The organism is Modestobacter muralis (assembly GCF_010682105.1).
Taxonomy (GTDB): domain Bacteria; phylum Actinomycetota; class Actinomycetes; order Mycobacteriales; family Geodermatophilaceae; genus Modestobacter; species Modestobacter muralis.
In genome coordinates this window covers 63004-82252 of sequence record NZ_JAAGWH010000041.1, presented here as the reverse complement: position 1 = coordinate 82252, position 19249 = coordinate 63004, and the positions used below count along the sequence as shown (strand labels likewise).

The window sequence follows — 19249 nt, the reverse complement described above, 5'->3', positions numbered from 1 at the left end:
CGGGAGTGGGACGATGGGAGACGTTGTTCGAGGACGACGAGGCGCTGCTGCCCGTCGGCGTTGCCAGGGCCCTGGCGCCGGACGCCCGTGATCCCGTGCCCGATCGACGACCCGAGGACGCACCTGTGCCCCAGTTCTCTCCCGGACTGCCCGCCGAGCTCCGCCCCGACGCCACCGAGGCGCTGACCGCCGCCCTGCGCCAGCGCATCCTGGTCCTCGACGGCGCCATGGGCACGGCGATCCAGCGCGACCGGCCCGACGAGGCCGGCTACCGCGGGGAGCGGTTCGCCGACTGGCCCAGCGACGTCCAGGGCAACAACGACCTGCTCAGCATCACCGCCCCGGAGATCATCACCGGCATCCACCGGGAGTACCTGGAGGCCGGGGCGGACCTGCTGGAGACCAACACCTTCAACGCCACCCGGATCTCGCTGTCCGACTACGGCATGGCCGAGCTGGCCTACGAGCTGAACCTCGCCTCGGCCCGGCTGGCCCGCGCCGCGTGCGACGAGTTCAGCACCCCCGACAAGCCGCGCTACGTCGTCGGTGCCATCGGCCCGACCAGCCGGACGGCGTCCATCTCGCCCGACGTCAACGACCCGGGTGCGCGCAACGTGAGCTACGACGACCTGGTCGCCGCGTACGTGGAACAGGCCAACGGGCTGGTCGACGGTGGGTCCGACGTCCTGATGATCGAGACGATCTTCGACACCCTCAATGCGAAGGCCGCGATCTTCGCGTTGGAGACGCTCTTCGAGGAGCGTGGCCGCCGCTGGCCGGTGATGATCTCCGGCACCATCACCGACGCCTCCGGTCGCACGCTGTCCGGCCAGGTCACCGAGGCGTTCTGGTACTCGGTGCGGCACGCGCACCCGCTGCTCGTGGGCCTGAACTGCGCGCTGGGCGCCAAGGAGATGCGGCCCTACATCGCCGAGATCGCCCGGGTCGCCGACACGTTCGTCTCCTGCTACCCCAACGCCGGACTCCCCAACGCCTTCGGTGAGTACGACGAGTCGCCGGAGGAGACCGCGGCTGTCCTCGAGGAGTTCGCCGGGGCCGGCTTCGTCAACCTCGTCGGCGGCTGCTGCGGCACCACGCCCGCGCACATCGCCGCCATCGCCGCGGCGGTGGCGGACAAGGCGCCCCGGACGCCGGTCGCGCCGCGGCCGGCGCTGCGGCTGTCCGGCCTGGAGCCGCTGACCATCGACGAGACCAGCCTGTTCGTCAACGTCGGTGAGCGCACCAACATCACCGGCTCCGCCCGCTTCCGGAACCTGATCAAGGCCGGTGACTACCCGGCCGCCCTCGCCGTCGCCCGCCAGCAGGTGGAGGCCGGCGCGCAGGTCATCGACATCAACATGGACGAGGGGATGATCGACGGGGTCGAGGCGATGGACCGCTTCACCAAGCTGATCGCCTCCGAACCGGACATCTCCCGGGTGCCGACGATGATCGACTCCTCGAAGTGGGCGGTCATCGAGGCCGGCCTCAAGAACGTGCAGGGCAAGGCGATCGTCAACTCGATCTCGATGAAGAACGGCGAGGAGGAGTTCGTCCGCCATGCCCGGCTGTGCCGCAAGTACGGCGCCGCGGTCGTCGTCATGGCCTTCGACGAGCAGGGGCAGGGCGACGACCTGGAGCGCCGCACGCAGATCTGCCGCCGCGCCTACGACATCCTCGTCGACCAGGTCGGTTTCCCCGCCGAGGACGTGATCTTCGACCCCAACATCTTCGCCGTCGCCACCGGCATCGAGGAGCACGCGAACTACGGGCTGGACTTCATCGAGGCCACCCGCTGGATCAAGCAGAACCTGCCCGGTGCGCTGGTGTCCGGGGGCGTCTCGAACGTCTCGTTCTCCTTCCGCGGGAACAACCCCGTGCGCGAGGCCATCCACTCGGTGTTCCTCTACCACGCGATCGCGGCCGGGCTGGACATGGCGATCGTCAACGCCGGCCAGCTGGAGGTCTACAGCGAGGTCCCCGAGCTGCTGCGCGACCGCATCGAGGACGTGATCCTCAACCGCCGTCCGGACTCCACCGAGCGGCTGCTGGAGATCGCCAACGACTTCGCCGGCGACGGCTCGGTGAAGGAGGTCGCCACCGAGGAGTGGCGGTCGCTGCCGGTGGGGGAGCGGATCACCCACGCCCTGGTGAAGGGCATCGACGCCAACGTCGAGGAGGACACCGAGGAGCTGCGCCAGGAGATCAGCGCGCGGGGTGGCCGGCCGATCGAGGTCATCGAGGGCCCGCTGATGGACGGCATGAACGTCGTCGGCGACCTGTTCGGGCAGGGGAAGATGTTCCTGCCGCAGGTGGTGAAGTCCGCCCGGGTGATGAAGAAGGCGGTCGCCCACCTCATCCCGTTCATCGAGGCGGAGAAGCAGCCCGGGGACGTCGAGCGCAGCATCGGCAAGGTCGTCATGGCCACCGCGAAGGGCGACGTCCACGACATCGGCAAGAACATCGTCGGCGTCGTCCTGCAGTGCAACAACTACGACGTCGTCGACCTGGGCGTCATGGTCCCGGCGCAGAAGATCCTGGACGCCGCCAAGGCCGAGGGCGCCGACGTCATCGGGCTCTCCGGGCTGATCACCCCGTCGCTGGACGAGATGGTCAACCTCGCCTCGGAGATGGAGCGGCAGGGCTTCACCATCCCGCTGCTGATCGGTGGGGCCACCACCTCCCGGGCGCACACCGCGGTCAAGGTCGCGCAGAAGTACTCCGGCCCGGTCATCTGGGTGAAGGACGCCTCGCGCTCGGTGCCCGTGGTCGCGGCGCTGCTGTCCGACGAGCAGCGCCCAGCCCTGCTGGCCGAGACCGACGCCGACTACGCGGCACTCCGGGAGCGGCACGCCGCCCGCACCGACAGCCGCAAGCTGTTGCCCCTCGCCGAGGCCCGCGCGGCCGCGACCCCGGTCGACTGGAGCGAGTACCGCCCCCCGCGGCCGCGGATGCTCCTGCAGCAGGCGAAGGACGTCTGCTCCGGCCCGGACTGCGACCACCAGCACGGCCTGGCCACCCAGTTCGTGAGGACCTTTACCGACTACCCGCTGGAGGAGCTGCGCTCCTACATCGACTGGCAGCCGTTCTTCAACGCCTGGGAGATGCGCGGCCGGTTCCCCGACATCCTGCACAACCCCACCACCGGTGAGGCCGCGCGCCGGCTCTACGCCGATGCCCAGCAGATGCTCGACGAGCTGATCGCCGGGCGCTGGCTGCGGGCCAGCGGCGTCTTCGGGCTGTTCCCGGCCAACCAGGTCGGCAGCGACGACATCGAGGTCTACACCGACGAGACGCGCACCGCCGTCCGCACCACCCTGCACCAGCTGCGCCAGCAGACCGAGGGCCGGGACGGCTCACCGCGCAAGTCGTTGGCCGACTTCATCGCACCCAGGGAGACCGGGCTGCTCGACCACGTCGGCGCCTTCGCCGTCACCGCGGGGCTGGGGTCGGCGGAGCGGGTCGCTGCGTTCAAGGCCGACCACGACGACTACAACGCGATCATGCTGGAGTCGCTGGCCGACCGGCTGGCGGAGGCCTTCGCCGAGCGGATGCACGAGCGGGTGCGCACGGAGTTCTGGGGCTACGCCCCCGACGAGTCCCTGGACCCCGACGGGCTGATCGCGGAGAAGTACGCGGGCATCCGGCCGGCACCGGGCTACCCCGCCTGCCCCGAGCACACCGAGAAGCAGACGATCTGGGAGCTGCTGGACGTCGAGGACAGCGTGGGCATCCAGCTGACCGAGAGCATGGCCATGTGGCCCGGTGCCGCGGTCAGCGGGCTGTACTTCTCCCACCCGCAGTCGCAGTACTTCGTGCTCGGCCGGGTCGGTCGCGACCAGGTCGAGGACTACGCCCGGCGCAAGGGCTGGACGGTCGCCGAGGCGGAGCGCTGGCTGTCGCCGAACCTGGGCTACCGCACCGAGGACGAATGAAGGACCCCGGTGCAGGCCCCCGCCACGAGCAAGCTCGCGGCGGGGGCCTGCACCGGGGCCGGGCGGGTCACGCGCTGGGGGTGTGGTCGGAGCGGAGGAGCCCCATCAGCACGACGTCCTCGTAGGCACCCCGGACCCAGGCGTGCTCGCGGAGCCGGCCCTCGACCACGAACCCACCTTCTCGTAGGCGCGGATCGCGCCGGTGTTCGACGCGATCGCCTGCAGGTGGACGCGGCGCAGGTTGCACCGCACGAAGCCGAACTCGACGAGCTGGGTGAGGGCCGTGGTCCCGATGCCGCGGCCGCGGGCCTCGGGCAGCAGGCTGATCCCGACCTCCGCGTGGTGGGCCAACCGGTCGAACCCGAACAGCACGGCGCTGCCGACCGCGGCACCGTCCAGGTCGACGACGAAGGGGACACCGCTCTCGCCGGGATCGCCCGCGGCGGTCTCCGCGAGCCGGGCATCGAACCGGTCCCGGGTCAGCGGAGCCGGCATGCCGGGAGTCCGTTCCTCCCAGGTCGCCAGCTCCGCGGCGATGCGGAACAGGACCTCCAGGTCGTCCGCGGTCCGTGGTCGTAGCGACACGCTCATGGTCCGCACGCTGGAGGGTGGACCCCCGGGTCCGGGCTGGACCGCGGGGTGGACTCGTCACTCGACGACCAGGACGTCGGCGTAGGCCGGGGAGTGGCGGCTGGTGAAGGGGTGCTCGCCGGGCTGCTCGGGGGCGGGGAAGGTCATCAGCGAGCCGGCCGGGACGGTGACGTCGAAGGAGCCGTCGGCGGCGGTGATCGTCACCTCCTGGTCGCTGCCGTTGAACACGGTCACCCGCGACCCCGGTGCGACCGGGTGGGCGACGTGGAAGCGGGTGTCGTCGATGAGCACGCCCACGGTGAGCGGGCCGTGGTCGTGGCCGGCCATCGGGTCCGCGGACGCCGCCGCGGGTGCGCCGGCGGTGGGTGCGGGGACGGCCGACGCGCTGCCGGCCGCCGGTGCGGCGGCCGCCGGGGGAGGGGAGGCGGCCAGCGCGACCGCGAGCGCCACGGTGGCCAGCATGACGAACAGCTCGACCACGGCGAAGCGGCGGAACGCGCCGGGCCGGCCGGCCCGCAGCTGCGGCACGGTGCGGCGGCGGTGCTGCCAGCCCAGCACGGCCAGGGCGACCAGCCCCAGCGTCTTGCCCAGCAGCAGCCAGCCGTAGCCGGTGCCCACGGCGGCCAGCACGGCCCCGGGGCCGCCGAGCACCACCGACGCGGCGATCAGCCCGGTCACCCCGGTCGCTGCGAAGCACAGCAGTGCGAGGGCGCTGAACCGGCCCACGGCAGCGGGCAGGCCCTCGTCCCGGCGCCCGTACACCAGCAGGGCCCCCAGGCCGCCGACCCACACGCTCGCTGCGACGACGTGCACGACCAGCGTGGTCACCGCGAACAGGTGGTCCTCGGCCGCCGAGGAGTGCCCGGTGAGCACGGCCGGCACCACCAGCGCGGCCAGCGCGACCGCCAGCAGCGCCCACGCGCCGGGCACACCGGCGCACCGGCGCGCTCCTGCGGCGACGAGCACGGTCAGCCCCAGCACGAGCAGGACGGCCTGCCCCGCCCCGGTGTCTGTCAGGAACACCCGCACCCCGGACCAGGGCAGCGCCGTCGGCGGGCGGCCCACCAGCCGGCTGACGGTCAGGACCGCCCCCAGCCCGGTCGCCGCCGCAGAGACCGAGGCCCAGACGGAGGCCGCGCGCACGGCCCGCCGGGACGTGGGTGCCAGGCCGCCGGCGCGGCCGGGCAGCAGGACGGTGGCGAACAGCAGGGCACCGAGGGTGGCCACGGCGGCGATCCGGCCGACCAGCGTGACCACCGGGGCGCCCAGGTCGACCAGCGGACCGGCGTCGCTCAGCCCGTCGGGCACGGCCTGCGCGCCGCTCCCGCCCACGGCGAGCCCGCCGAGCAGCACGAGGACCAGGGCGGCTGCGGTGGCGAGCCAGGCCGCCGTCCGCCCGCGGGGCCGGCCGGACAGGGCCGGCGCAGCTGCCGGCGGCGCCGGGCGCACCGGCGCGGTGCTGCTCATGCCCGCCTGCGCAGGGCGACCAGAGCGCCGACGGCGCCGAGGGCCAGCACGCCGGCGACCAGCCAGCCGGTGGGCAGGCCGTCGTCCGTGGGCTGGGCGGCCGAGGCGGTCGCCGTCGCGGTGTCCGTCGCCCCCGTCGTCCCAGTGACTGCTGGGCCGGGTGCGGCGAGGTTGCTGCTGACCGCCACGGTGGAGGTGTGGCTGCCGGTGAGCGGGTGCCCGTCGGAGGAGGTGCTCCGCCACTCGACGGTGTACTCGCCCGAGGGCAGCGACCCGGTCACGGCCTGGACGACGCTGGCGCCGCGGATCTCGGCCGCACCGGTGGACACCGTGGTGCCGTCCGCGCCCAGCACCAGCACCTCGGTGCCCAGCGGCAGCGGCTCCCCGGTGAACGTCAGCTCCACCGTCGCCGGGGAGGCGGTCACGACCTCGGTGTTCAGCGGGGTGGTGTCGACCAGACCGTCGTGCGCCTGGGCCGGCGACGTCCCCGTACCGAGGAACACGGCGAGCAGCGCACCGACCTCCAGCACCTGGCACCGGCGTGGGCCCGGAACGGTCCGACGGCTGGGCGGCAGCGCTCGCGGGGCGGTCATGACCGGTGTTCGTCAGCGACGGGGGTCCCGGTTCGCCGGGCCGCAGGGGACCGGGTGGTCGGGGCGTCTGCACAGCTCGTCCTCAGCCGGTTCAGCCGGGACAGTGAACCGATCTGGCACCCCGTGCCGAAGACCCTGCAGTCGGCGCGGCAGCGGGAGTGATCCCGCTGGGGGGACCTGTCGGCGTTCCGGGTCATCCGGGACCAGTTCCACGGCGGGCGCACCGACGCGCCCGCTGACGACGAGGGCGAGTGGCGACCACCGCCGCCCGCTGTCACCGCCCGACGGGTCGTGGCAGCACTCCGAGACACAGGAGCACACCATGCGCAAGGCATATGCACTCCCGGCCGTGGCCATCGCCGCGGCGTTCCCGCTGCTGACCATGACCGCCGCCTCGGCGGACGACGGGGCGCACAGCTACCAGGCCAGCCTGGGCTCGGTGAACGCCTCCGGCGTCACCGGTACCGGCATGGTCACCCTCGACGGCAACACCGCGACCGTCATGATCGAGGCGTCCGGGCTGCTCGCCGGCGCGCCGCACGCCCAGCACTTCCACATCGGCGCCATGGGCACCTGCCCGACCAACGACCTCGCCGACGACGCCGACAAGGACGGCTGGGTGAGCGTGACCGAGGCGGCCAAGTACTACGGCGCCATCGGCACGTCGCTGACCACCAGCGGTGACACCAGCCCGGAGAGCGGCCTGGCCATCGACCGCTTCCCGACCGCCGAGGGCGGCTCGATCAGCTACGACCGCACCTTCGAGGTCACCGACGACGTCCGCGACGCGTTCGAGGCGGGCACGGCCGTCATCGTCCTGCACGGTGTGGACAAGGACGGGTCTGGCGCCTACGACGGTGACGTCAAGAGCGACCTCGACCCGTCCCTGCCCATGGAGGCCACCGCCCCCGCCGCCTGTGGCGGTCTGGAGGTCGCCCAGATGGGTGCCGCGCCGATCGGTGGCGCCGAGACCGGTGCCGGCAGCACTGCCGGTACCGAGAACACCGCGGTCATGGGCGTCGGTGCCCTGGCCGCCGCTGGTGCCGTTGCCGCTGGTGCCGTCGCCTACCGCCGTCGTCAGGCCGACCAGGCCTGATCCGGCTCGGGCCGCCCGGGGTGACCACCCCGGGCGGCCCTTCCCCGTTCGTCCCGTCCCGCCCTGCTCCTCCTGTAGCGCCCTGCTTGTCCTGTTCCGCCCGTCCCCTCCTGGAAGGACCGTCGTGAGCGAGCCCACCGGCCGTCGGCCGAGATCCCGCACCTGGACGTTGCTGGCGGTGGTCCTGGCCGTCGTCGCCCTCGTCGCCGTCGTCGTGGCGGTCACCGGACAGCAGCGCGCACCACAGCCGGCTGCAGCCGGCGACCCCGGTACGACGTCGGCGGCACCCTCGTCGGCCGCCCCCTCGACCGCGGCCCCGTCTCCGGTGGCGCCCGCAGCCCCGCCGGCCGCCACGAGCACGGCGCCGGCCGAGAAGGTGGCCGCACCGGTCTCCCTCGCCGTGCCCTCCATCGGGGTGACCAGCGACCTGTTGCAGCTCGGCCTCAACGACGACGGCACCGTCGAGGTCCCGCCACTGGGTCCGAACGACCAAGCCGGCTGGTACGAGCGCGGCCCGGCACCCGGCGCGGTCGGCCCGGCCCTGCTGCTCGGCCACGTCGACTCGGCCGCCGCCGGACCGGGCGTCTTCTTCGACCTCGGCGCGGTGCAGCCCGGTGACGAGGTCGAGGTAACCCGAGCCGACGGCACGGTGGCAGTGTTCGCCGTCGACCGGGTGGAGGTCCACCCCAAGGACGACTTCCCGACCATCGAGGTCTACGGCAACACCCCGGACGCGCAGCTCCGGCTGATCACCTGTGGGGGCGCGTTCGACTCGGCGGCCCGCAGCTACGAGGACAACGTCATCGTGTTCGCGACGATGACCGGCACCCGCGCGGCCTGAGTCGACCGGCGGCCCGCTGGGTGGCCTGTCCCTAGACTGCCCAGCGTGTCATCGAGCCCCGCTGGTCCGTCCGCCCCATTACAGCGACTGCAGGCAGTGCTGTTCGACATGGACGGCACTCTGGTGGAGACCGAGGAGCTGTGGGGCGAGGCGATGTTCGCCCTCGCCACCCAGCTGGGCGGCACCCTGTCCGACGAGGCGCGGGAGCAGACCGCAGGGACGTCGATGCTCGCCTCCATGGAGATCATCTATGCCGACCTGGGTATGGACCCGGCCGCGCAGGACCTCCAGGCCGACGCCCGCTGGGTGGAGGACGAGACCGCGGCCCTGATGACCAGCCGCGGCATGCCCTGGCGACCCGGTGCCCGGGAGCTGATCAACACCGTCCGTGCCGCCGGCCTCCGCACCGCGCTGGTGACCACCACGCCCCGGCGGGTCGCCACCCTGGTGCTCGACCGGATCACCGCCGAGCTGGGCGTGGACCCCTTCGACGTCACCGTGTGCGGGACCGAGGCCGGCGCGCTCAAGCCCGATCCGGCGCCCTACCGCAAGGCCATGGCGGATCTGGGGGTCGACCCGAGGTCGAGCCTCGTCATCGAGGACTCCCAGGTCGGGACGGCGTCCGGGCTGGCCGCCGGTGTCGCGGTGCTCGGGATCCCGTTGGTACAGCGACTGCAACCACAGCCCGGGCTGACCCTGCGGACGACGCTGGCGGGCCTGACGGCCGCCGACCTGGCCGCTCTGCTCGACTGACCCACCCGGACGCCTGCCAGCCCCGGGTGGACGACGCGGACCAGGTGCCCGCCGCCATCTCGTGCCGGCGGCGGGGTGTTGCGGTCAGACTGGAGTGACCGCCAGGGTGGTGCGCCAGCCGGCGGCTGCGGCGGCCTCGGCGGGGAACGGCGGCGGGGTGCCCCCGAAGGCCGGGCACAGCGCCTGGTGGTCGCACCAGCTGCACAGCTTGCTCTTGTTCGCCCGGAAGTCACCGGTGGCCACGGCCCGCTCGATCGCCGACCAGATCGCCTGCAGGGTGCGCTCGAACCGCAGCAGCTCGGCCTCGTCAGGGGAGTAGGTGAGCGCGTCGCCGTCCTTGAGGTAGAGCAGCTTGAGCTGGGCGGCCACCACGCCCCGGGTGCGCCACAGCACCAGCGCGTAGAACTTCATCTGGAACAGCGCCTTGCCCTCGAACGCCTCACGCGGCATCCCGCCGGTCTTGTAGTCGACCACCCGCAGCGCGCCGGTGGGGGCGACGTCCAGCCGGTCGACGAATCCGCGCAGCAGCAGCCCGTCGGGCAGGGTCACCTCGACCAGCTCCTCACGGCCCGCGGGCTGGATGCGGGTCGGGTCCTCGAGGCGGAAGTAGGTCTCCACCAGCTCGCCGGCCGAGGCCAGCCAGGACTCCAGGCTGTCCTTGTCCTCCGGTGGCTCGGCGCCCTCGGGCAGCTCGAACATCTCGGCGACGCCCGGCTCCTCGCGGAGCTCCGCCCAGGCCGGCTCGACCAGGGTCTGGGCGGCGTCGACGGTGCGCTCGGCCGGCGGGAGGTCGTAGAGCTTCTCCAGCACCGAGTGCACCAGCGTGCCGCGCACCGCGGCCCGGGACTTCTTCTCCGGCAGCCGGTCGATGGTGCGGAAGCGGTACAGCAGTGGGCAGGACTTGAAGTCCGCGGCCCGGGAGGGGGACAGCGAGGGGCGGCGGGGAGCGGTGTCGGCGGACGTGGTGCGTGCCACCAGGCTCGCCGCGGTGGCCCCGGTCGCGAGGGGCTCCACGGACTCGTGGGTGTCCAGCGTGGCCGTCATGGGACCGAGGTTAGGTCGGCCCTCCGACAGTTCCGCGTGTCCGCCCCGGCGGTGCGGCGTCCCGCCGTCCGTACCCTCCCGGTACGTGAGCGACGAGACCGAGCACCCGCAGGACGCCCCCGACCAGACCCCCACCGCGAGCGAGGTGCTGGCCGACGTCCCGCTGGAGCCGGTGGTCGTCGAGGGCGAGCCGGTGCCGGCCGACCCGGTGCCGACCGTGCCGGGCGAGCCGGTGGAGGGCGCGTTCGTCGTCGGCGACCGGGTGCAGCTCACCGACCCCAAGGGGCGCCACCACACCGTCGTCCTGGAGGCGGGCAGGGAGTTCCACACCCACCGCGGCGCCATCGCCCACGACGACCTCATCGGCGCGCCCGAGGGGTCGGTCGTGCACTCGACGGCCAACACCGGTTACCTGGCGCTGCGCCCGCTGCTGGCCGACTTCGTGCTGTCCATGCCCCGCGGCGCGCAGGTCATCTACCCCAAGGACGCCGCCCAGATCGTGGGCTTCGGCGACATCGGCCCGGGCATGCGGGTGCTGGAGGCCGGCGCCGGCTCCGGGGCGCTGAGCTGCTCGCTGCTGCGCGCCGTCGGCGAGCACGGGACGCTCACCAGCTACGAGCGCCGCGAGGACTTCGCCGACGTCGCCCGCGGGAACGTCGGGGCCTTCTTCGGCGAGATCCCGGCCAACTGGTCGCTGCGGCTGGGCGACCTCGACCAGCACCCGGCCACCGAGACCGTCGACCGCGTGGTCCTGGACATGCTCGAGCCGTGGGCGGTGCTGCCCACCGTGGCCGCCGCGCTCCGGCCCGGCGGCGTCCTGGTCGGCTACGTCGCCACCACCACCCAGCTGTCGGTCTACGTGGAGGCGCTGCGCGCGCAGGGCCTGTGGACCGAGCCCTACGCCTGGGAGACGCTGCTGCGCCCCTGGCACGCCGAGGGCCTGTCGGTGCGCCCGGAGCACCGGATGGTCGCCCACACGGCCTTCCTGGTCACCGCCCGCCGGCTCGCCGAGGGGGCCGTGGCACCCATGCGGCAGCGCCGCAAGAAGCTCGTCTGACCCGTTCGCGGACGCCGGCACGTGTCGGGCCGGTGACGCCGGGACCCACCGTGCCCAGCCGCCCTGCGAGGCGCGGCACGGTCGGTCCCGGCGTGTATAGATTGGCGTCCTGGCTCTCCCCCCGATGGTTGTGGAGGTGCGCGATGGCCCTGGGTCCCGACGAGTTCCGTGCGCGACGTGAGCGTGACGTCGCCTCGCTGGTCAGCCAGATCTCCTACCTCGAGGAGGAGATCGGCCTGCTCCGACGCAAGGTGTCCGACAGCCCGCGCCAGGTGCGCGCGCTGGAGGAGCGGCTGTCCGAGGCAGAGGCGCGTGCGGCCTTCCTCTCCGACCGCAACGACAAGCTGGCCGGCACGCTCCGCGAGGCGCGCGACCAGCTGGTGTCGCTGAAGGAGGAGGTCGAGCGGCTGGCCCAGCCGCCCAACGGCTACGGCGTCTTCCTCGACCGCTGCGAGGACGGTCTGATCGACGTCTTCACCGCTGGCCGCAAGCTGCGCGTCGCGGTGTCCCCGGAGGTCGCGGTCGCCGAGCTGCAGCACGGCCAGGAGGTCGTGCTCAACGAGGCGATGAACGTCGTCGAGGCCCGCGGGTTCGAGCGGGCCGGCGACGTGGTGCTCCTCAAGGAGCTGCTCGAGCCGCTGCCCGGCATGCCGCGCCGCGCGCTGGTCGTCGGGCACACCGACGAGGAGCGGGTGGTCTGGCTGGCCGACTCCCTGGAGGGGCAGCCGCTGCGCAGCGGTGACTCGCTGCTGCTGGAGCCCCGGTCGGGCTACGTGTTCGAGCGGATCCCCAAGAGCGAGGTCGAGGAGCTCGTGCTGGAGGAGGTCCCCGACATCGACTACTCCGACATCGGTGGGCTCTCCCGGCAGATCGAGCAGATCCGCGACGCCGTGGAGCTGCCTTTCCTGCACGCCGACCTGTTCCGCGAGTACGAGCTGCGCCCGCCGAAGGGGATCCTGCTCTACGGCCCGCCCGGGTGCGGGAAGACGCTCATCGCCAAGGCGGTGGCCAACTCCCTGGCCAAGAAGGTCGCCGAGCTCAACGGCGATGCCGACCGCAGCCAGGGGAAGTCCTACTTCCTCAACATCAAGGGCCCCGAGCTGCTCAACAAGTACGTCGGGGAGACCGAGCGGCACATCCGCCTGGTGTTCCAGCGGGCCCGGGAGAAGGCCAGCGAGGGCACGCCGGTCATCGTGTTCTTCGACGAGATGGACTCGATCTTCCGCACCCGCGGGTCCGGCATCTCCTCCGACGTCGAGTCCACGATCGTGCCGCAGCTGCTGAGCGAGATCGACGGCGTGGAGGGGCTGGAGAACGTCATCGTCATCGGCGCCTCCAACCGCGAGGACATGATCGACCCGGCGATCCTCCGCCCGGGTCGGCTCGACGTGAAGATCAAGATCGAGCGGCCGGACGCCGAGGCGGCCCGCGACATCTTCGGCAAGTACCTCACCACCACGCTGCCGATCCACGCCGACGACCTCGCCGAGCACGGCGGCAGCCGCGAGGCGACCATCGCCGGGATGATCCAGAGCACCGTCGAGCGGATGTACACCGAGACCGAGGAGAACCGCTTCCTCGAGGTGACCTACGCCAACGGTGACAAGGAGGTCCTCTACTTCAAGGACTTCAACTCCGGCGCCATGCTGCAGAACATCGTCGACCGCGCGAAGAAGATGGCCATCAAGGACCGTCTGGAGACCGGCGTCGGCGGCCTGCGGGTCGGGCACCTGATGACCGCCTGCGTCGACGAGTTCAAGGAGAACGAGGACCTGCCCAACACGACCAACCCCGACGACTGGGCGCGGATCTCGGGCAAGAAGGGCGAGCGGATCGTCTACATCCGCACGCTCATCAGCGGCAAGGGCGCCGAGAGCGGCCGCGCCATCGACACCGCGACCAACACCGGCCAGTACCTCTGACGACCGACGGTGTCCCGAACGGCCCCTGCTGCACCCGCGGCAGGGGCCGTTCGCCGTCCCCGTCCGGTCCCGGTCGGGGCGCAGCCGGTGATCAGGTGACCTGATCACCGTCTGTCCTCCCGCACCAGCGTTGGTGCAGGGGGACAGTCATCGGTGCAGGGGGAGCGCAGGTCGTCGTCCGTCCACCGGCCGTCCACCGGGCCCGCCTAACCTGAGCCGCATGAGCGTGCGACGGGTGATGGGCACCGAGCTCGAGTACGGGATCTCCGTACCGGGTCAGCCAGGGGCGAACCCGACGAACCTGTCCAGCCAGGTGGTCAACGCCTGGGCGGTGGCCGGGGCGCCGAGCCGGCGCCGGCCGCGGTGGGACTTCGAGGAGGAGTCGCCGCTGCGCGACGCCCGGGGCTTCGACCTGTCCCCGGCCACGGCGCTGGACCACAACGACGTCGAGGACGACGCCGGGATGGCCAACGTCATCCTCACCAACGGCGCCCGGCTCTACGTCGACCACGCCCACCCGGAGTACTCCACGCCCGAGTGCACCAACCCGCGCGACATCGTGCTGTGGGACAAGGCCGGTGAGCTGGTGATGGCCGAGGCGGCCCGCCGGGCGGCGCAGGTGCCCGGCACCCAGCCCATCCAGCTCTACAAGAACAACACCGACGGCAAGGGCGCCTCCTACGGTGCGCACGAGAACTACCTGATGAGCCGCCGGACGCCGTTCATCGACATCATCCGCGGGCTGATCCCCTTCTTCGTCACCCGCCAGGTGTTCGCCGGTGCCGGCCGGGTGGGGATCGGCGTCGAGGGCCGGGTCGACGGGTTCCAGCTCTCCCAGCGGGCGGACTTCTTCGAGGTCGAGGTGGGCCTGGAGACCACGCTCAAGCGGCCGATCATCAACACCCGCGACGAGCCGCACGCCAACCCCGACGAGTACCGCCGGCTGCACGTGATCATCGGCGACGCCAACCTCTCCGAGCTGTCCACCTACCTCAAGGTCGGGACGGCGGCGCTGGTGCTGGCCATGATCGAGGCCCGGGCGTTACCTGCGGACCTCACCATCGAGGAGCCGGTCGCGGCGCTGCAGGCGATCAGCCACGACCCCACGCTCACCCACCGGGTGCGGCTGCGCGACGGCCGGCGGCTCACCGCGCTGGAGGTGCAGCAGGAGTACCTGGCCCAGGCCCGGGCGTTCGTGGCCTCCCGCGGCGACGACGACCCGATGACCGCCGACGTCCTGGCCCGGTGGGGCGAGGTGCTCGACGAGCTCTCGATCGACCCGATGCGGCTGGCCGACCGGCTGGACTGGCCGGCCAAGCTGCGGCTGCTCGAGGGCTACCGGCAGCGCGACGGGCTGTCCTGGGGGGATGCGCGGCTGAAGCTGGTCGACCTGCAGTACTCCGACGTCCGGCCGGAGAAGGGGCTGTACCACCGGCTGGTGGCGCGTGGGTCGATGCAGCGTCTGCTCACCGACGAGGAGGTCACCGCCGCGATGACCTCCCCGCCCACCGACACCCGGGCCTACTTCCGCGGTGAGTGCCTGCGGCGCTACCCGGCCCAGGTGGCCGCGGCGTCCTGGGACTCGGTGGTGTTCGACGTGGGCCGGGAGAACCTGGTGCGCATCCCGACCATGGAGCCGCTGCGGGGCACCCGGGAGCACGTGGGTGCGCTGTTCGACTCGACCTCGACCGCCGCCGAGCTCGTGGACACGATCACCGCGCGCTGACCCGGGGGAGGGCCCGGCCGTCGGGGAGCGTGCGGCCGGCGAGCAGCGCGACGAGCTCGCCACTGTCGGCGCGGACGACGTCCCCCTCGCCGGAGCCCCAGTTCCCGTCGGTCGCCTCCAGTTGGACGCCGGTCAGGTCGAGCCCGAAAACCGTGCCGTCGGCCAGCTGGTCTAGGACGGCGGTCAGCGCGGGGGCGGGGGCGGTCGGCGGTGCGCCGAGGGCGACGGTCACGTCCAGGGAGTGGACGACGGCGTGGTTCAGCGCCCCGGCCGCGCCACCGCCCGGCGGCTGCCAGTCGTGCAGCTGCGGCGAGCGCAGGGCGGCGAGCAGCTCGGCTGGGGGCAGCGCGGCGTCCCGGGCGGCGACGGTGTCGGAGAGGACACCGAAGTCGCCGCGGGCCGCGGCCATCTCTGCACCGAACTGTGCCGGGGTGAGCCGCGCGGGCATGGTCACGTGCGCCACCACGTGCCGGACCTGCCACCCGGCGCAGAGCGAGGGGGCGTCCCAGGTGTCGTCGCTCAACAGGTCGGCGAGGCCCTCACAGGTCTGCGCCACCCAGGTCCGGACGTCGTGTTCGGTCATCTGTGCCTCCGTCGTCGGGCCGCGCCTCGGGCGCCCCGAGGGAGCGCCGCCGCGGCGCAAGCATCTCACCAGTTCCCGGTCTACGGCCGTTATCCCCAACACCGCGCCGATCATCGCAGCACAGGAGAGCTCAGCGAGAGCGGAGAGGGAAGCGAGCCCGGAGCGTCCACCGGCCACCCGGTTCGTCCTCGGTCAGCAGGTGCACCGCGGTCGCGGTCCCTGAGACGGGGAGGCCGGCGCGGACGGCGAGCTCCGCCTCGGTCAGGGCCGGGCGCGGGTGCCCGTGGCCGACCGTCAGGTGCGGGACCACCTCGGGAAAGGCCCCACCAAAGGGCGGGTGGTCCGGGAACTCGGCGTGCAGCCGTTCGGTCAGCTCGACGAAGGGTGCCGGGTCGTCGGGCGCCAGCCACAGGACGTCGTCGCCGAACCAGTCGGTGCGACCGAAGCGGTGGTCGAACGTCGGGACGGCGCTGACCACCCGGGCGACGCGGGCGAGGACGTCGGCGGTGAGGTCGGCGGGGGAGACGAAGGGGAAGAGGGCCGTCACGTGTGCAGGGACGCCCAGGGCGGCGTTCGCGTCCAGCCGGCTGCGGTGGGCGGCCACCACGGGCTCGGCCTCCGGCACGGGGACGACCAGACCGCTGAGGGCTGAGCGCTCGGCCATGCCGCGACGGTAGCGGCAGCAGGCGTCCACAGATCGACGGCGGACTGTCACATCCCGCGAGTAGGTTCGCTGCAACAGGACCCACACCACACACCGGAGGGTGAGATGGCCACGAGGGACACCGGCGGGCAGCAGCGGTCGACGCGTTCACGCGAGGAGACCGAGGAGGTGGAGGCCTCGGTCGACACCGAGGTCTCCGAGCGCACCAAGGAGGTGACCGACGACGTCGACTCACTTCTCGACGAAATTGACGGCGTATTGGAAGAGAATGCAGAAGAATTCGTGAAATCTTATATACAAAAAGGGGGTCAGTGATCAAGATCATCTAGTATCGGCTGCTGTCATGGACAGCAAGGTGTGCCGCGACTGCGGCCATGCCCGCCCGTTGACGGACTTCACGAAGAACAGCAACAGTCGTGACGGGTACGCGTTCTACTGCAGAGACCACGCGCGTCGGCGTCACCGGGCCAGTCGAGACCGTCGTACGGGTGGTCCGCGGGCGCGATTCGCTCGCGACACGGTGGTTCCTGTGGGCAGTAAGTGGTGTCCGGATTGCGGGACGGTCAAAGAGCTCTCTGCATTCGGTCGGAACGCCGGCAACAAGAGCGGCATCAACAGCTACTGCAAGCCCTGCCACAACGCCAGGGGGCGGACGTCCAAGGAAGCTGTGGGTGGCGAGCGGACCTATCACCTGAGACGGCGATACGGCATCACCGCAGCCCAGGCCGACGCGATGCTCGCTGACCAGGGCGGCCTCTGCGGGCTCTGTCGAGCCGCTCCGGCGGCCCACGTCGACCACGACCATGCCACCGGTGCCGTACGTGACCTGCTGTGCTTCAACTGCAACGGCGGCCTGGGGCAGTTCAAGGACGACCCCGCGCTCCTGCGGGCAGCGGCCCGGTACCTCGAGGCGCATAGGGCTGGTCAGCTCGCCGGGCCGGTCCCGGGTCAGCGACGGTGACCAACCGGTCGACGAGCCCGCCGGTAGGGTCGCAACGAGGTCCGTCGGTGTCCCGACGGGCGAGCCTGTGCAGTCGAGGCCGTGCACCCCTGGCGGCGAGAGAGGTGGATGGGTGACCGACGCGTCAACGGGCCGGAGCGGCTTCTCGCCCGCGTACCTGGACCGGGTGGGCTCCTCGTTCACCGACTTCCTGGGCTCCAGCGCCCCTGACCTGCTGCCGGGTCGCCGCACACTGCCTGCGGTACCGGTGGGGGAGCTGTCCCCGCACGCCACCACCATCGTCGCGGCCACCTACGCCGGCGGCGTGCTGATGGGCGGTGACCGGCGGGCGACCATGGGCAACCTGATCTCCAGCCGCGACATCGAGAAGGTCTACGCCGCCGACTCCTGGTCGGTCATCGGCATCGCCGGGGCTGCGGGCATCGCGATCGAGATGGTCCGGCTCTACCAGGTCGAGCTCGAGCACTACGAGAAGATCGAGGGGATGACCATGTCCCTCGACGGCAAGGCCAACCGCCTCGCCGCGATGATCCGGGGCAACCTGGGTGCGGCGATGCAGGGCCTGGCCGTCGTCCCGCTCTTCGCCGGCTACGACCTCGACGCCGCCGAGGGCACCAGCCCGGGCCGGATCTTCAGCTACGACGTCACCGGCGGGAACTACGAGGAGCGCGGCTACGCCTCGGTCGGCTCCGGCTCGCTGTTCGCCAAGAACTCGCTGAAGAAGACCTGGCGGCCCGGGCTCTCCGCCGAGGCGGCCACCCACAGCGTCGTCGAGTCCCTCTACGACGCTGCCGACGACGACTCCGCGACCGGTGGTCCCGACCCGGTGCGCCGGCTGTACCCGATCGTCTACCGCGTCGACGCCGAGGGCGCCGTCCGGCTCACCGACGCCGAGGTGGCCGCGGTCGCCGACACGATCATCACCGAGCGGTCCGCCCGCCAGGACGAGGAGGGCTGACCCATGACGATGCCTTACTACGCCTCCGCCGAGCAGGTCATGCGTGACCGCTCCGAGTACGCCCGCAAGGGCATCTCCCGGGGCCGCAGCGTCGCCGTCCTCACCTACGCCGACGGCGTCCTGTTCATCGCCGAGAACCCCAGCTCCACGCTGCACAAGGTCAGTGAGCTCTACGACCGGATCGGCTTCGCCGCCGTGGGCCGGTACTCGGAGTTCGAGAGCCTCCGGGTCGCCGGCATCCGGCTGGCCGACGTCCGCGGCTACTCCTACAACCGGCGCGACGTCACCGGCCGGGTCATCGCCAACGCCTACGCACAGACCCTGGGCGCGGTCTTCACCGAGCAGATGAAGCCCTACGAGGTCGAGCTCTGCGTCGCCGAGGTCGGCGCGACGGCGGAGACCGACCAGCTGTACCGGCTCACCTTCGACGGCTCGATCGTCGACGAGCCCGACTTCGTGGTGATGGGCGGGCAGGCCGAGGCGGTCACCGGCCACCTGCGCAACACCTTCCGGGCGGGCCTGCCGCTCGCAGAGGCCCTGGCGGTCGGCGTCGCCGCGCTGGCCACGGTGAGCTCGGCGACCGCGGCCAACGGCGGGGGCCACGACCGCATGCCCGCCGAGCAGCTCGAGGTCGCGGTGCTCGACCGCCGCCGGCCCAAGCGGGCGTTCAGGCGTGTCGTCGGGGCCGCCCTGCGCACCCTGCTCGACCCGCAGGCGCCGGAGGCGGACGCCGTGGCCGCCGATCCGGCCGCCGACGAGTCCCCTCAGCCGGCGCACGCCCCGAGCCGCCCTGAGCCCGGCACCCCGCCGGGCCTCGGCGACCCGGCCGACATCGACACCGCCGGTGGTGGCGGAGCCGGTGGTGGCGGTGCCGAGGTCGCCCCGGCCACCCAGGACGGCACCGACGGCGGCACCGGCAATGACGGCGAGGCCGACCGGCTCGGCGACACCGCCAGCTGACCCCGCCGGAGCCCCGGCGTCACCTGCCGGGGCCCCGGCTCGACCACCTCACCCAGCGCCCGGTCCGGCCGGTACCCCTCAGCCGCGCCGTGTCCGCG

General features: G+C 72.4%; 17 protein-coding genes. 11 read left to right on the top strand and 6 right to left on the bottom strand.

Going from position 1 to position 19249, the window contains the following annotated elements; translation table 11 throughout:
• The first annotated feature begins 125 nt into the window (after positions 1-125).
• Entirely contained in the window at positions 126-3935 is a 3810-nt protein-coding gene (gene metH / locus GCU67_RS14905) for a methionine synthase (protein WP_163611998.1), read from the top strand.
• A gap of 105 nt (positions 3936-4040) precedes the next feature.
• Here metH and GCU67_RS14900 read toward each other — a convergent pair whose 3' ends face one another.
• From GCU67_RS14900 to GCU67_RS14890, 3 genes are read right to left on the bottom strand one after another with little or no spacing between them, the layout of a single operon-like run.
• Complete coding sequence (locus GCU67_RS14900) at positions 4041-4526, bottom strand: GNAT family N-acetyltransferase (protein WP_163611997.1); 486 nt, start codon at positions 4524-4526, stop codon at positions 4041-4043.
• A gap of 57 nt (positions 4527-4583) precedes the next feature.
• On the bottom strand, positions 4584-5993 hold the full coding sequence (locus GCU67_RS14895) for a copper resistance D family protein (RefSeq protein ID WP_163611996.1): 1410 nt from the start codon (positions 5991-5993) through the stop codon (positions 4584-4586).
• Complete coding sequence (locus GCU67_RS14890) at positions 5990-6523, bottom strand: copper resistance protein CopC (protein ID WP_163611995.1); 534 nt, start codon at positions 6521-6523, stop codon at positions 5990-5992. Before GCU67_RS14890 ends, GCU67_RS14895 begins: the two co-directional genes overlap by 4 nt.
• Before the next feature lie 385 nt (positions 6524-6908).
• Between GCU67_RS14890 and GCU67_RS14885 the strand changes: the two genes are divergently transcribed.
• From GCU67_RS14885 to GCU67_RS14875, 3 genes are all read left to right on the top strand, one after another.
• Positions 6909-7682: a hypothetical protein gene (locus tag GCU67_RS14885; protein ID WP_163611994.1), complete on the top strand. Its 774-nt coding sequence runs from the start codon at positions 6909-6911 to the stop codon at positions 7680-7682.
• A 124-nt stretch (positions 7683-7806) separates the two neighbouring features.
• Positions 7807-8523, top strand: a complete 717-nt coding sequence (locus GCU67_RS14880) for a class F sortase (RefSeq protein ID WP_338105033.1) — start codon at positions 7807-7809, stop codon at positions 8521-8523.
• A 45-nt stretch (positions 8524-8568) separates the two neighbouring features.
• Entirely contained in the window at positions 8569-9276 is a 708-nt protein-coding gene (locus GCU67_RS14875; RefSeq protein ID WP_338105032.1) for an HAD family hydrolase, read from the top strand.
• Between the two features lie 84 nt (positions 9277-9360).
• Here the strand turns inward: GCU67_RS14875 and GCU67_RS14870 are convergent, their stop codons facing one another.
• Positions 9361-10320, bottom strand: coding sequence for a RecB family exonuclease (locus GCU67_RS14870; protein WP_163611993.1), 960 nt, complete (start codon positions 10318-10320; stop codon positions 9361-9363).
• An 85-nt stretch (positions 10321-10405) separates the two neighbouring features.
• Between GCU67_RS14870 and GCU67_RS14865 the strand changes: the two genes are divergently transcribed.
• From GCU67_RS14865 to dop, 3 genes are all read left to right on the top strand, one after another.
• Complete coding sequence (locus GCU67_RS14865) at positions 10406-11377, top strand: tRNA (adenine-N1)-methyltransferase (protein WP_460695128.1); 972 nt, start codon at positions 10406-10408, stop codon at positions 11375-11377.
• Positions 11378-11520: 143 nt separating this feature from the next.
• Positions 11521-13299: a proteasome ATPase gene (arc, locus tag GCU67_RS14860; RefSeq protein WP_163611992.1), complete on the top strand. Its 1779-nt coding sequence runs from the start codon at positions 11521-11523 to the stop codon at positions 13297-13299.
• 220 nt (positions 13300-13519) lie between these two features.
• Positions 13520-15025, top strand: coding sequence for a depupylase/deamidase Dop (gene dop / locus GCU67_RS14855; protein ID WP_163611991.1), 1506 nt, complete (start codon positions 13520-13522; stop codon positions 15023-15025).
• On the opposite strand, the gene GCU67_RS14850 is transcribed toward dop, so the two are convergent.
• Both GCU67_RS14850 and GCU67_RS14845 read right to left on the bottom strand, forming a co-directional pair.
• The gene (locus GCU67_RS14850; RefSeq protein ID WP_163611990.1) at positions 15012-15608 is read right to left on the bottom strand and encodes a maleylpyruvate isomerase family mycothiol-dependent enzyme; all 597 of its coding nucleotides are present in this window, start codon (positions 15606-15608) and stop codon (positions 15012-15014) included. The two genes, dop and GCU67_RS14850, sit on opposite strands and share 14 nt — an antisense overlap.
• 130 nt (positions 15609-15738) lie before the next feature.
• The gene (locus GCU67_RS14845) at positions 15739-16272 is read right to left on the bottom strand and encodes a 2'-5' RNA ligase family protein (RefSeq protein ID WP_163611989.1); all 534 of its coding nucleotides are present in this window, start codon (positions 16270-16272) and stop codon (positions 15739-15741) included.
• Between the two features lie 105 nt (positions 16273-16377).
• On the opposite strand from GCU67_RS14845, the gene GCU67_RS14840 reads away from it, so the two are divergent.
• The 4 genes from GCU67_RS14840 (at position 16378) to prcA (ending at position 19151) form a co-directional block, all read left to right on the top strand.
• Positions 16378-16587 (top strand): ubiquitin-like protein Pup, encoded by a 210-nt coding sequence (locus GCU67_RS14840; protein WP_163611988.1) that lies wholly within the window; start codon positions 16378-16380, stop codon positions 16585-16587.
• A 214-nt stretch (positions 16588-16801) separates the two neighbouring features.
• Positions 16802-17233 carry an endonuclease VII domain-containing protein gene (locus GCU67_RS22865; RefSeq protein WP_338105031.1) on the top strand — a complete coding sequence of 144 codons (432 nt, stop codon included), beginning with the start codon at positions 16802-16804 and terminating at the stop codon, positions 17231-17233.
• A 112-nt stretch (positions 17234-17345) separates the two neighbouring features.
• On the top strand, positions 17346-18191 hold the full coding sequence (gene prcB, locus GCU67_RS14830) for a proteasome subunit beta (protein ID WP_338105030.1): 846 nt from the start codon (positions 17346-17348) through the stop codon (positions 18189-18191).
• Between the two features lie 3 nt (positions 18192-18194).
• Positions 18195-19151, top strand: a complete 957-nt coding sequence (prcA, locus tag GCU67_RS14825; protein WP_163611986.1) for a proteasome subunit alpha — start codon at positions 18195-18197, stop codon at positions 19149-19151.
• Positions 19152-19249: the final 98 nt, after the last annotated feature.

What these genes read in the sequence shown, in the direction of transcription:
- GCU67_RS14900 (WP_163611997.1), bottom strand. Translation starts at nt 4,526, where the DNA reads ATGAGCGTGTCGCTACGACCACGGACCGCGGACGACCTGGAGGTCCTG.
- GCU67_RS14895 (WP_163611996.1), bottom strand. Translation starts at nt 5,993, where the DNA reads ATGAGCAGCACCGCGCCGGTGCGCCCGGCGCCGCCGGCAGCTGCGCCG.
- GCU67_RS14885 (WP_163611994.1), top strand. Translation starts at nt 6,909, where the DNA reads ATGCGCAAGGCATATGCACTCCCGGCCGTGGCCATCGCCGCGGCGTTC.
- GCU67_RS14870 (WP_163611993.1), bottom strand. Translation starts at nt 10,320, where the DNA reads ATGACGGCCACGCTGGACACCCACGAGTCCGTGGAGCCCCTCGCGACC.
- arc (WP_163611992.1), top strand. Translation starts at nt 11,521, where the DNA reads ATGGCCCTGGGTCCCGACGAGTTCCGTGCGCGACGTGAGCGTGACGTC.
- dop (WP_163611991.1), top strand. Translation starts at nt 13,520, where the DNA reads ATGAGCGTGCGACGGGTGATGGGCACCGAGCTCGAGTACGGGATCTCC.
- GCU67_RS14850 (WP_163611990.1), bottom strand. Translation starts at nt 15,608, where the DNA reads ATGACCGAACACGACGTCCGGACCTGGGTGGCGCAGACCTGTGAGGGC.
- GCU67_RS14845 (WP_163611989.1), bottom strand. Translation starts at nt 16,272, where the DNA reads ATGGCCGAGCGCTCAGCCCTCAGCGGTCTGGTCGTCCCCGTGCCGGAG.
- GCU67_RS14840 (WP_163611988.1), top strand. Translation starts at nt 16,378, where the DNA reads ATGGCCACGAGGGACACCGGCGGGCAGCAGCGGTCGACGCGTTCACGC.
- prcA (WP_163611986.1), top strand. Translation starts at nt 18,195, where the DNA reads ATGACGATGCCTTACTACGCCTCCGCCGAGCAGGTCATGCGTGACCGC.